9 protein-coding genes and 1 tRNA gene are annotated in these 12,253 nt (G+C 43.4%); 7 read left to right on the forward strand and 3 right to left on the reverse strand.

All coding sequences use genetic code 11. The annotated features are described in order from the left end of the window. The first annotated feature begins 60 nt into the window (after positions 1 to 60). From gyrA to ACP69U_RS05895, 6 genes are all read left to right on the forward strand, one after another. Positions 61 to 2,895 carry a DNA gyrase subunit A gene (gene gyrA / locus ACP69U_RS05870; protein WP_426138094.1) on the forward strand — a complete coding sequence of 945 codons (2,835 nt, stop codon included), beginning with the start codon at positions 61 to 63 and terminating at the stop codon, positions 2,893 to 2,895. A 186-nt stretch (positions 2,896 to 3,081) separates the two neighbouring features. Beyond that, entirely contained in the window at positions 3,082 to 4,152 is a 1,071-nt protein-coding gene (gene rarD, locus ACP69U_RS05875; protein WP_201553567.1) for an EamA family transporter RarD, read from the forward strand. A 242-nt stretch (positions 4,153 to 4,394) separates the two neighbouring features. Further along, positions 4,395 to 5,465 (forward strand): EamA family transporter RarD, encoded by a 1,071-nt coding sequence (rarD, locus tag ACP69U_RS05880; protein WP_426138095.1) that lies wholly within the window; start codon positions 4,395 to 4,397, stop codon positions 5,463 to 5,465. 216 nt (positions 5,466 to 5,681) lie between these two features. After that, complete coding sequence (locus ACP69U_RS05885; RefSeq protein WP_426138096.1) at positions 5,682 to 6,350, forward strand: glutathione S-transferase; 669 nt, start codon at positions 5,682 to 5,684, stop codon at positions 6,348 to 6,350. 93 nt (positions 6,351 to 6,443) lie between these two features. Further along, on the forward strand, positions 6,444 to 6,713 hold the full coding sequence (locus ACP69U_RS05890) for a hypothetical protein (RefSeq protein ID WP_426138097.1): 270 nt from the start codon (positions 6,444 to 6,446) through the stop codon (positions 6,711 to 6,713). A gap of 32 nt (positions 6,714 to 6,745) precedes the next feature. Further along, positions 6,746 to 7,873, forward strand: a complete 1,128-nt coding sequence (locus tag ACP69U_RS05895; RefSeq protein WP_426138098.1) for a ribonuclease Z — start codon at positions 6,746 to 6,748, stop codon at positions 7,871 to 7,873. Positions 7,874 to 7,912: 39 nt separating this feature from the next. Here ACP69U_RS05895 and ACP69U_RS05900 read toward each other — a convergent pair whose 3' ends face one another. Continuing rightward, positions 7,913 to 8,875: an ATP-binding protein gene (locus tag ACP69U_RS05900; RefSeq protein ID WP_198329807.1), complete on the reverse strand. Its 963-nt coding sequence runs from the start codon at positions 8,873 to 8,875 to the stop codon at positions 7,913 to 7,915. Positions 8,876 to 8,943: 68 nt separating this feature from the next. Here ACP69U_RS05900 and ACP69U_RS05905 point away from each other — a divergent pair, with 68 nt between their 5' ends. Further along, entirely contained in the window at positions 8,944 to 9,969 is a 1,026-nt protein-coding gene (locus ACP69U_RS05905; RefSeq protein ID WP_426138099.1) for a protein kinase domain-containing protein, read from the forward strand. 124 nt (positions 9,970 to 10,093) lie between these two features. Here ACP69U_RS05905 and ACP69U_RS05910 read toward each other — a convergent pair. After that, positions 10,094 to 10,178, reverse strand: a tRNA-Leu gene (locus ACP69U_RS05910). A 215-nt stretch (positions 10,179 to 10,393) separates the two neighbouring features. Further along, positions 10,394 to 12,217: a sigma 54-interacting transcriptional regulator gene (locus tag ACP69U_RS05915; protein ID WP_426138100.1), complete on the reverse strand. Its 1,824-nt coding sequence runs from the start codon at positions 12,215 to 12,217 to the stop codon at positions 10,394 to 10,396. Positions 12,218 to 12,253 lie beyond the last annotated feature (36 nt).

The following is a 12,253-nucleotide window of genomic DNA, read 5'->3' on the forward strand; positions in this document are numbered from 1 at the left end:
CATGAGTATCTTGAACAAACGTGTCAACATTAGAAAAACAATGTGAGTGAAGGAGTGTATATGAGCGAATCGGTCAGTCCTATTGGCATCGTAGAGGAACTAAAGCAATCCTATCTGGATTATGCGATGAGCGTGATTGTCTCGCGTGCGCTGCCTGATGTGCGTGATGGGTTCAAACCTGTACACCGCCGTGTGATGTACGCCATGCACGTGCTATCTAACGACTATAATAAGCCATATAAGAAGTCTGCACGTGTCGTCGGCGATGTCATTGGTAAATATCACCCACATGGCGATAGTGCGGTCTATGATGCCATTGTGCGGATGGCGCAGGATTTTAGTTTGCGTTATCCGATGGTTGACGGTCAAGGTAACTTTGGTTCGATCGATGATGATCCTCCGGCAGCGATGCGTTATACCGAAGTACGTATGACCAAGCTGACGCATCAGATGCTTGCTGATTTGGACAAAGACACGGTTGATTGGGAAGACAACTACGATGGTTCTGAGCGTATGCCTAGCGTCATGCCAGCGCGTGTTCCAAACTTACTAATCAATGGTGCGACTGGTATTGCTGTTGGTATGGCGACTAATATGGCGCCGCACAACCTGACAGAAGTGATTAATGCTTGTTTGGCTTATGCCGAAAACCCACAAATATCAGCTGAAGAGTTGATGTCACACATCTCAGGTCCTGACTTTCCTACAGGCGGTATCATTTATGGTCGCGCTGGTATTTTAGATGCTTATCGCACGGGTAAAGGTCGTTTGCACATCCGTGGTCGCTATCATATTGAAGCCATGAGTGATACGGGTGTCAACCGCGATCGTGAGCGTATTGTCTTTACCGAAGTACCTTATCAATCTAATAAAGCCAAAATGATTGAGCGTATCGCAGAGCTGGTACGTGATAAAAAGATTGAAGGTATTAGCGAGATTCGTGACGAGTCTGACAAAGATGGTATGCGTATCGCCATTGATTTGCGCCGTGGTGAGACAGCTGAAGTTATCGTTAATAACTTGTTCTTGCAAACGCCGCTCGAATCAAGCTTTAGTATCAATATGGTTGCGCTCGATAATGGTCAGCCAAAATTATTAACTTTGCGTCAGCTGATTGCCGCCTTTGTACGTCATCGTCAAGAAGTGGTGACCCGCCGTACGATTTATGAATTAAACAAAGCCCGCGTACGTGGTCATTTGCTCGAAGGTTTGACTGTTGCATTAGCCAATATCGACGAGATTATTGCAACGATTAAAGCCTCTGCAAACCGCGGTTTGGCACGTGAAAGCTTATTAAATAATACGTGGGGTTCAGGTAGCGTGGTGGCGATGCTGACCGCTGCTGGTAGCCAATCTGTGCGTCCTGACTATATCGAAGGCGAAGATCCTAAAGCACCATTTGGCTTGATTGAGGGCGAAGAACGTTATCGCTTATCACTTGAGCAGGTCAACGCGATTTTAGATATGCAGTTGCATCGTCTAACGGGTCTTGAGCAAGACAAATTAACCGAAGAATATCAGGATTTGCTACGTGAAATCGCTCATTTAGAGTCTATTCTTGGTGATTTTGATAAGCTAATGACCATTATCTCCAATGAGATGATTGAGATTCGTGATAACTTTGGTGATGAGCGCCGTACTGATATCATTGACTCACGTACTGACTTTAACCGTGAAGATTTGATTCCTGAACAGACGGTTGTCATGACGGTCTCGCGTACAGGTTATGCAAAAACTCAGCCGATTGACGATTATGTCGCACAAAAACGTGGTGGTAAAGGTAAGTCTGCAACCGCAATGAAAGAAGATGATGTGATTGATCATTTGGTTGTGACTTCAACGCACGCTACCGTATTGTGCTTCACGGATAGCGGTCGTGTCTTTAGCTTACGTGGTTTTGAAGTGCCGATTGCCAGTCGCGGTGCTCGTGGTCGTCCATTAGTGAATTTAATTGGCTTAAATCCTGATGAAACGGTCACTACGATACTGCCGATTCCAAAAATAGTGGAAGAGCTATCGGTAAAAGGTGACGCGTTAACAGATGCTCTAATAGATGGGGATGATGATTCATTAGACGCTAGCACGCAAGCAGAGCCACCTTTTGTGTTCTTTGCAACTGCTAATGGTACGGTGAAGCGGGTAGAGCTTAAGCAGTTTGCTAATATTCGCTCGAACGGCTTGATTGCGGTTGGATTAGAAGAGGGTGATAAGCTAGTAAGCGCTCGTATCACTAATGGTAGCCAAGAAGTGATGTTGTTTGCATCCAGTGGTAAAGCCATTCGTTTTGATGAAAATGATGCTCGTGTGATGGGTCGTACGGCTAAAGGTGTCCGTGGTATGCGTTTGGCGGCTAATGAGTCGATAAAATCATTGGTGGTGATCGAAGATGATGTACGCGAAATTCTTATTGCTTGTGAAAACGGCTTTGGTAAACGTACCTTTATCGATGAGTTCAATACCCAAAATCGTGGCGGCGGCGGTGTAATTGCTATCAAAACCAGTGAGCGTAATGGTGCGCTAGTAAGAGCCACTAAGGTTGACTCTACAGACGATATTATTTTAATCTCTGACAAAGGTACGTTGGTTCGTACGCCTGTTGAACACGTCGCTAGCTCTGGTCGTAATACGCAAGGTGTGACGCTGATTCGTCTATCAAAAGACGAGAAGCTGGTCGCTATGGCGCGTGTTGAGCATGAAGAAGGTGACGATGAGCTGGTTGATGCAATGAGAGAAGACGGTACATTTGATGTGGCAGGTCAAGAGCAGATAGATATCGATGCGGCGACTGGCAACACAGCAACGAATGACGTTATGGATATTGCTACTGACAATGAATTAGATGTTGATAGTACAGATGTTGATAGTACAGACGGTGAAAACACAGACGACGAATAAATGTCTCAGTAGTTAGCTTTTTGATCTAGTCTTATATGATTGTTCTATAAAAAGCCTCTGACGTTATCGTCGGAGGCTTTTATTTTTTTCTGTACGCCATCTATTGTTAGAGTCTGCCTTTAAGTTTCCGCTGCTCTAATTTTTTATAAATAATGCCCATAAAGTTCTATTTTTAAGGCTGTTGTTATGCTCTCGACCAATCAAACTTTTCAAGGAACCCTTGCTTCGATATCATCGAGCTTTTTATTTTCGATGATGTTTGTGTTTGGGCTATTTATGCTGCCTTTGACAGGTACACAGGTAGCCTCATGGCGCGTGCTCATGATGCTGCTAAGTTTGCTATTGTTGGTCAGTTTTACCAAGCAATGGCAACATGTTTTTGACTATTTGAAAACCTTAAAAACTCCGAAAGAGTGGCTGATATTTATTTTGCCCACACCGATTTTGGGTGGTCAAATTTGGCTATTTATGTGGGCACCGGTCAATGGCTTTGGTCTGGATGTCACCTTGGGCTATTTTTTATTACCGCTGGTGATGATTGTACTTGGTCGATTTTTTTATCACGAGCATATGAGTGCGTTGCAGTGGGTGGCCGCGCTATGTGCAGCCTTAGGTATTGGCTATGATATCTTTCAATATGGCTCAGTATCTTGGGTAACGTTGTTTGTGTGCTTGGGCTATCCACCCTATTATCTATTGCGGCGTAAACTGGCTGTGCCGCCTATCACAGGGCTGTTGTCTGACTTGGCTTTGTTAACGCCAGTGGTGCTCATTATGTTGTATTTTAGCGGCGGCTTTAATACGGCGGCACAGGACATCAAGTTTTGGTATTTATTACCACTGCTAGGAGCCTTTAGTGCACTGGCGATGTCCTTAACCATGATTGCCAGTAGCAAATTACCCGTGTCATTATTTGGGGCGTTAAGCTATGTCGAGCCTATGCTGCTGTTTGTTTTATCCATCACTGTTCTAAGTCAAAGCCTCGATGAGGGCGGTTCTTTATTCATGTATGGTATGGTAAGTTTGGCATTACTGGTGATGATTGCTGATAGTATAAAAGGTTATCTTAAGCGCCGCCGTGACAATCATTTGCATGGCTATCGAGAGCCACAAGTGGGTGGGTTTCCGCCGCGTCGTCGTTTCATAGATCAGCGTATTGATGGGGTTTTAACCGCGCATCGTTTTCGCAAGATTCGGCGCTATCAAAAAAAGATGGATAGAATACAGCAAAAAATCGAGCAGTTGAGTGCAAAGTAAGATGCTGAATGAATAGGCGCACGCTTTAGTGAAGCAGGTGTATTGCTTATCTATTCTGACTTTGACATAATACTGACCATAAGATAAACACGATATATTCCAAGTATTTATCTCAATCTTATATGATAATGTTGTAGATAACAGAGTTTATAGATCAAAAAGCCTTCGACGTCCGCGTCGGAGGCTTTTGTTTTTTTTCTAAAATTGCCAAGGACGTGCGCTCATTTTTCAAGGTTGTCGTTATGCTCACCACGAATCAAACGTCGCAGGGTACCATCGCTGCAGTGGCAGCAAATTTTTTATATTCATTGCTATTCTTATTTGGTCTATTGATGCAGCCGTTGTCAGGCACGCAAGTCGCTTCTTGGCGCGTATTGATGATGCTATTGAGTCTGGTGCTGCTGATTAGTGTGCTGAAGCAGTGGCAGCATATTTTTGATTATTTAAAAACCCTAAAGACGCTAAAAGAATGGTTTTTATTTATCATACCCACACCAATATTGGGCGCGCAAATCTGGATATTTATGTGGGCACCTGTCAATGATTTAGGGCTTGAGGTGACATTGGGTTACTTTTTATATCCAATGATTATGATTATGGTTGGTCGGTTTTTTTATAACGAAGACATGAGCTTGTTACAATGGATTGCCACCATTTGCGCAGGCGCAGGTATTGCCTATGATGTCTTTCAGTACGGCAGTATTTCTTGGGCGACTTTATTTGTTTGCTTGGGTTATCCGCCTTATTATCTACTGCGTCGTAAATTGGCAGTGCCGCCGATCACAGGGCTTATCTCTGACCTTGTTTTATTGACGCCGGTGGTGTTGATTGCTTTATATCTCAATGGCGGATTTGCGCTGGCGATATCTACCGATAAGTTTTGGTATCTGTTGCCACTATTAGGCATTATCAGTACGGCTGCGATGTCATTGACCATGGTTGCCAGTCAAAAGCTGCCCGTCTCATTATTTGGCACCTTATGCTACCTTGAGCCGATATTTTTATTCATATTTTCCATCACGATTTTGCATCAAAGTATCGATGAGGGCGGCTCTTTATTTATGTACGGCATGATTTTTGTCGCGCTGTTGATGATGATTGTGGATAGTGCGCTTGGTTACTTGGCACGTAAGCGTGATGACCGTTTGCATGGTTATAATGAGCCACAAGTGGGTAGCTTCCCGCCACGTCGCCGTCTGAAAAACCGTCGTATTAAAGGTGTGTTAACCGCGCATCGTTTCCGAAAAATTAGAAAGTATCAGCAAAAAATCCATAAGATGACACGCAAAATTGAAGAGCTGCATTCAAAGTAGCGCCTGCCAGCAAGTCGATATAGACTTGACTTAGCGGGCAATGTTTTTCGTCATTACTCTACACAGTTTCTGTGTTAAAGAGGCATTAATTACGCTATTATCGATAGCAGTGCTGCCACGCTTAACAACGTTTATTAATGGAATGCGTGTGCACCAACTATACATATTATGACTTATTCATACGATAACTTATTCACATTATAACTAGGATGGTTTATGTTACACCTTCATCATTTAGCAAATTCGCGCTCATTTCGTATTATTTGGCTGTTAGAGGAGCTTGGCGTCGATTATCAACTGACTTGTTATGAGCGCAATAAAGCATACCGTGCGCCTGACAGTTTAAAAAAAATACATCCGCTCGGTCATGCACCCATGTTAGAAGTAAATGACCGTGTGCTCATCGAATCAGGGTTTATAATCGAATACTTGTTGAAGCATTATGATATTGAGAAACAGTTCAAGCCTGCGGATGATAATGAAGCGGCGTGGGAGGCTTACACGTTTTGGTTGCATTTCGCTGAAGCATCAGTGATGCCGCCATTGGTCATGCGTTTGGTATTTACCAAAGTGGTTGGGCAGTCGCCCATGCTCATCAAGCCTGTGAGCAAAAGCATTCGAAATCAAGTCGAAAAAAATATGATAAGCAAAAGTCTGGATGCTATATTGGCGATGATGGAGCAGCATTTGCAAGACAATCATTGGTTTGCAGGGGCTGAATTTAGTGCCGCTGATATCCAAATGCATCTTGCGGTTGTAGGTGCTAATGCTGGTACAGGATTAGATAGCAGTAAATATGCCAATATCTTAATTTGGCTAAAACGCTGTGAAGAGCGTGATGCCTTTAAGCGTGCAGAAGAAAATGGTGGTCGTTTGCAGTTCTAAAAGCGGCGCATTTAATCGTTCATAAATGACTGATTTAATATTAAAACGAAGGGTTTTGTTTATTCATAGACAAAACCTTTTTTAGGATAAGAAATGACAGACTTAAATAAATCGCATAACAAGCATACTGATGTCGATACTGACATTGCTGCTAAGCCCGCGCTTGATACTACTGCTGACAACGTGAACCATCAGCAGGTATCTATTAAAGCATGGTCACAAAAATTGCTCGTGGTTATATTGTGTGTGGCCAGCTTTTATGGCGGCTGGAAATCTTATGAGTCCAATATGGTCAGTGAATGTAAGGCCAATGGTGGGCAGATGGTTGCAGCGCAAAAAACCATGATGTGCCAATTGTCATAGCAGATAAGTATCATGTGTAAGAGAGGTAATCTATGTTGAAGCTGACTTTTTTGGGTACCTCTGCTGGTGTGCCAACCAAACAGCGCAATGTGACTGCACTGGCGATTGAATGTCTGAATCCTTATTTATCTGGCGCCCAGCAAGGCAATCAACCACAGAATGTCAATCAAAATAAAAAATCGCGTCCATGGCTACTGATAGATTGCGGTGAAGGCACGCAGCAGCAACTGTTACATACAAAACTGTCTTTGCATCAACTAGCCGCTATCTGTATCACCCATGTGCATGGCGATCATTGCTACGGGTTACCAGGACTATTGGCGAGTGCCGCCATGTCAGGACGCCGTGAGCCGCTGACCCTCATTGCCCCAAAAGCAATCGCGACATTGCTCGAAGCCATTACCTTAACCACGGAATTGTATTTACCCTTTGCTCTCAACTTTGTAGCCATTGAAGAGGTGCTATCTGAGCAACGTGATACAAGCAAGGTGAATATCCGATTAAGCGACCAGCATCAGCTTGATATTGATATCACGGCGCTAGCACATCGGGTTGCGTCTCATGCATTTGGTATCACGCAGACTATCCAGCATCGCACGCTTGATACGGATAAACTACTAGCGCAAGGTATTCCCGCTAGCGCACTGTGGGGTAAATTGCAGCAAGGTCAAGATGTCATCGCTGAAGACGGTCAGCAGTTATGTGCAGTAGATTATGTCAATGATGACCTGTCACGAACGCGAGTAGTGGTGGCTGGTGATAACGATACGCTAGCGTGTCTCACTGCGGCGTTGGTTGATGCGGATTTATTGGTGCATGAAGCGACATATACGCATGAGGTGTTGACTAAAATTCAAGCCAAAAATCCAGAGTTTGATCCAATGCATAGTAGTGCGCAATTGGTAGCAGATTTTGTAGAAAACAGTGGTGTAAATAATCTAATATTGACTCACTTTAGCGCTCGTTATCAAAGCTTTGATAATCCTAATAGCAGGACACCAAATATGGCATACATTCGCTTGGATGCTGAGAGCGTTTACAAAGGTAATCTATGGTTAGCCGCAGATTTTGACCAATATATGGTCGATGGTGCGGTTGATGTGGCAGGTATTAAAGAAAATAACCGCGTACAATATTTGGGCTCTGTACGCGGTTGTTAATCACTGAGAGCTGACATAAAAATAATTTTTAATGAAGCTTTACGATGGACTGTCTTCAGCTGCTAATCGTGTCTGTCCTATCCAGTAGCGGCTAAACTGATACGCCACTCGTCCTGAACGTCCACCACGCTCTGATGCCCAACGTAGCGCTGCTGCTCTGATGTTATCAGGTAGCATCTTATTTTTTTCTTCATTATTAGTTTCTTTAACGTCATTCGCATTATCTAGATTTCGGTTTGGCGAAAGTGATAAATAATGGCGTACGATGTGCAAATAGGTGTTTTGATCCATTGGATGAAAGGACAACCAAAGCCCAAAGCGATCAGACAGCGATACCGTCTCATCAATGGTTTCATAAGGATTGACCTCATCGGTTTGACCATTATAAATATTGACATTGTCTTTCATTAGCTGAGGCAATAGATGACGGCGATTACTGGTCGCATAAACCAATAACTTGTCTTGCTCTGAGTCTAGCGAGCCGTCCAATACGCTTTTTAACGTCCGATAACTCTCGTCTTGACCATTAAATGCCAAGTCATCACAGTACACCATATAGTGACAACTACACTCGGTCGGCAGTGCATTAATGGCGGCGCGTATCTTATCAAGCACTCGCAGGTCATCACGGGCAATTTCAATAATGCGCAGTCCTTCGCTATGATAGGCTTGTAGCAATGCCCGGATCAGCGATGATTTGCCAGCACCACGTGTCCCTGTCATCAAGACATGATTGGCAGGATAGCCCTTTAGAAATTGCCGTGTGTTTTGTACCAGTTTTGCCTTTTGCGTATCGATACCATGCAAATCATCTAAACTTAAAAATAAGTTCACTGCCAATGGCTCCAAATGTCCATTATGACCACCGACCCAGCGATAGGCCAACTGTGCAGGATCAATCTCGATAGTGGGCGTGACTTTCTCTTGTAAATACTGTCCGAGTAAATCCAATAAATGGTCGGGTAGGGCGTAATTCGTAACAGGCTTAGTGGATTGGGGCATAATACTCAGTCGCTCATAAAATTAAAATGACGTGTGGCATACTAGCTATATAGAGGTATCACTTTACCATGAAAAATAGTGCCAGTAATTCCTCTAATGCAAAAGCGTGTGCAAAACAAGCATTACAAATGCAAGCGCAGCAAATGTTGCCAACATTGACTGCGTTATTCTCAAGCTTGAATTATAGCGAGATTTCGCATCAGCGCATCAGCCAGCAAAGTAACTATAATGAGAATGACTTTCAAGGCTTGGCGCGTGCCCAGCATCCACAATTTGGTCGAGTGATGATTAAATGGCAGTTAACGGCTGCTAGCAATCAAAATTTGGCGGGCTTAACCCATGAAATCGGTGTTCTAAAATCTATCAATAATTTATCAGCCAATCAAAAGAGATTTCAAGACAGTCTTTTTGCTATTGCTCCGCCAATGCTCGCTTATGAAACTCTAAGGGTAAAGGTATTAGATCAGTTTTCGCAGCTGACGATACTTACCATGCCATATTATCTCAGTGGTAGCTTAGCAACTCAGCTTAATATTCGAAATTACTCTTTATTAACCACTCAAAAAAAGCATCATTTTATTGTGCAATCTGCGCACCTTATCGCCACTCTACATAGCGCTGGCTGGCTACACAATGATATTAAGCCTAGCAATATTTTGCTAGATGATTTTTTACCAAATCATGCGGATGATAGCTGTATCAAGGCTGATTTATTGTTAACCGATTTTGCTTTAGCAGAATGTCTTAACGCCCCAATTTTGGCAAGTCCTGCTGGTACACCTGCGTATCTTGCCCCTGAACGCTGGCAAAGTCAGAGTAAGAGTCAGAGTGCAACAGTGCAAAGTGATATCTATGCGTTTGGCATCATGATGGTTGAAATACTAACAGGCAAGCGACCGTTTCAGATAAGTGCTAACAGTAATGACAAATTAAAAGCGTGGGCTATTGAGCATTGCCAACAACCTATTCCAACCTTGCCATTTGAATATAGTCACTATCAAGGTATCATTAATAAAGCATTGGCAAAGCTGGTGGAAAAAAGGTATCAGAGTATGAAGCAGATACTTTTAGATTTAGAAAGTATTGACAGCTAATGGCTCTACGAAAATAAATCGGAAAATATAAATCCACCACACTCTAAATACAAAAAGAACAGACACAAAAAAACCTGCTAAAAAGCAGGCTTTGATATTGGGTCTAAGATTTACTATCCGAAAATGGTGGGGCTGGAGAGACTCGAACTCTCACACCTTGCGGCGCCAGAACCTAAATCTGGTGCGTCTACCAATTCCGCCACAGCCCCATTTTCCGTTACTCTATCATTATTAGCGTTTAAACTCAAACACAATATAGACAGTTAACTGATTCGGTAGTGCGTCTCAGTGGTTGGCTATTATATAGAGTTTGAAACGTTTGGCAACCCCTATTTGCAATTATTTTTAAATATTTATCATTTATTTTCACTTATATTTATAAGTTATTGATATTAATGATGTTTAATCTTATGAATTTGTGCCTTTAATAACGATTATTTTGTCCTTCTTCTGAAGAAATATCTAATTGCTGTAATTTACGTGTCAGGGTATTGCGCCCCCAACCGAGTAAATTAGCAGCAGCGATCTTTTTGCCACCACTATGGTTGAGCGCCGCCGTCAATAAAACGCGTTCAAACTCAGGAGTTGCCGTCTGCAAGATATCGGTTTCTCCTGTTTGTAGCGATTGCTCAGCCCAAGCAGCCAATGCTTGTTGCCAACTTGAACTGTGGGAATGAGGGCGTATTTGGTCATTGTGAGTCATAGCTTGTGAAGGCTGACTTTGCTCTTGATATTCTTCTAAATCAGACGAGATATTTTCAAGCAGCTCTGGTGGCAAATCATCCACCATCACGGTGTCGCCTGTGGCCATTACGGTCAACCAAAGGCAAACATTCTCAAGTTGGCGGACATTGCCGCGCCACTCAAAAGCCTGCATGATATGTAGTGCTGTCGGATGTAACTGTTTCTCTGCACTGTTCATCTGTTCAGCAGCCCGCTGCATAAAGTAATGGGCTAATGCTGGAATGTCTTCAGGTCGTGTCCGTAATGGCGGCAACGGCAAGCGAATTACATTGAGGCGATAAAACAGATCTTCACGGAATTTGCCTTGTTTGACCAGTTCTTCTAAGTTTTGATGAGTAGCGGCAATGATGCGTACATTCACTTTGACCGGCTGCTGTCCACCGACGCGAAAAAACTCACCATTGGCGAGTACTCGTAGCAGCCGAGTTTGGGTGCTATAAGGCATATCGCCAATTTCATCTAAAAACAATGTCCCACCATCCGCTTGTTCAAAACGTCCTTGTCGCGTCGTCGTCGCACCAGTAAACGCCCCTTTTTCGTGACCGAATAATTCAGATTCAATCAAATCATGTGGAATGGCGGCCATATTAAGGGCAATAAAAGGCTGCTGGTGACGCGGTGAATGCTGGTGCAACGCACTGGCGACCAATTCTTTACCCGTGCCTGATTCACCAGTAATCAAGACAGTAATGGGTGAGTGTGCCAGTCTGCCAATGGCACGAAACACCGTCTGCATCGCTTGTGATTGCCCAATGATGCCGCTCGGATTGTCATTAGCGCTGATAACAGGTTTAACTTTGATTTTAGGGCTGGATGTTTTATTGGTTTGGCTGATCAGAGTAGCTTTGCTAGCAAGCTTGGATCTGGTATTGGGTTTTACCTGCATATTGGGTAAAGTATTTGATGGATTTTTGGTAATTGTCTTCGGAGTAGGTGTAGCTGTTGAGTTTGCTACCGCCGCTGCCAACATATTGGGTTGATAATTAATGGCTTTATAAATCGTGACGACTGCATCATCTAAGTCAAAAGGTTTTGGCAGATATTCAAAAGCACCTGTTTGATAGCTATTAATAGCAGAGGTGAGGTCGGAATGCGCCGTCATAATGACAATGGGCAGCTTAGGGAAATGCTCATGTACCCAATCACTAAAAGACAAACCATCCATCATGGGCATACGAATATCGGTCAATATCACGTCAGGCAACTGAGCGGCTGATTCCTGCTGTTGCAAAATATCGTTGAGGCGTGTCCACGCCGCTTGTGCTTGAGTAAAGCTGATAACCGTTAATCCTGCGTCTTCAAAAGTATCTGCCAACACCAAACGTAATGCTGCATCGTCATCGATGAGCCATAACGTTGCAGGATTAGTATTAGGTGCATTATTGACCGTTACTTTTGTAGCTTGGTTATCAGGTTCTCGGTTATCAGACTCTTGATTGTCTGATGTTTGGGCAGAGCCTTGATTGTCGCTGTTAGATGTGGCGTGGTCATTATATGCAGTCATTTATCAGGCCTAATAAGCAAGTGATTCAGGGTGATT

The sequence above is a fragment of the Psychrobacter sp. TWR1-1-1 genome, assembly GCF_049895865.1.
Taxonomy (GTDB): Bacteria; Pseudomonadota; Gammaproteobacteria; order Pseudomonadales; family Moraxellaceae; genus Psychrobacter; species Psychrobacter immobilis_A.

Excerpts from the sequence above, each read along its gene's own strand:
- gyrA (WP_426138094.1), top strand. The coding sequence starts at position 61 with ATGAGCGAATCGGTCAGTCCTATTGGCATCGTAGAGGAACTAAAGCAA.
- rarD (WP_201553567.1), top strand. The coding sequence starts at position 3,082 with ATGCTCTCGACCAATCAAACTTTTCAAGGAACCCTTGCTTCGATATCA.
- rarD (WP_426138095.1), top strand. The coding sequence starts at position 4,395 with ATGCTCACCACGAATCAAACGTCGCAGGGTACCATCGCTGCAGTGGCA.
- ACP69U_RS05885 (WP_426138096.1), top strand. The coding sequence starts at position 5,682 with ATGTTACACCTTCATCATTTAGCAAATTCGCGCTCATTTCGTATTATT.
- ACP69U_RS05890 (WP_426138097.1), top strand. The coding sequence starts at position 6,444 with ATGACAGACTTAAATAAATCGCATAACAAGCATACTGATGTCGATACT.
- ACP69U_RS05895 (WP_426138098.1), top strand. The coding sequence starts at position 6,746 with ATGTTGAAGCTGACTTTTTTGGGTACCTCTGCTGGTGTGCCAACCAAA.
- ACP69U_RS05900 (WP_198329807.1), bottom strand. The coding sequence starts at position 8,875 with ATGCCCCAATCCACTAAGCCTGTTACGAATTACGCCCTACCCGACCAT.
- ACP69U_RS05905 (WP_426138099.1), top strand. The coding sequence starts at position 8,944 with ATGAAAAATAGTGCCAGTAATTCCTCTAATGCAAAAGCGTGTGCAAAA.
- ACP69U_RS05915 (WP_426138100.1), bottom strand. The coding sequence starts at position 12,217 with ATGACTGCATATAATGACCACGCCACATCTAACAGCGACAATCAAGGC.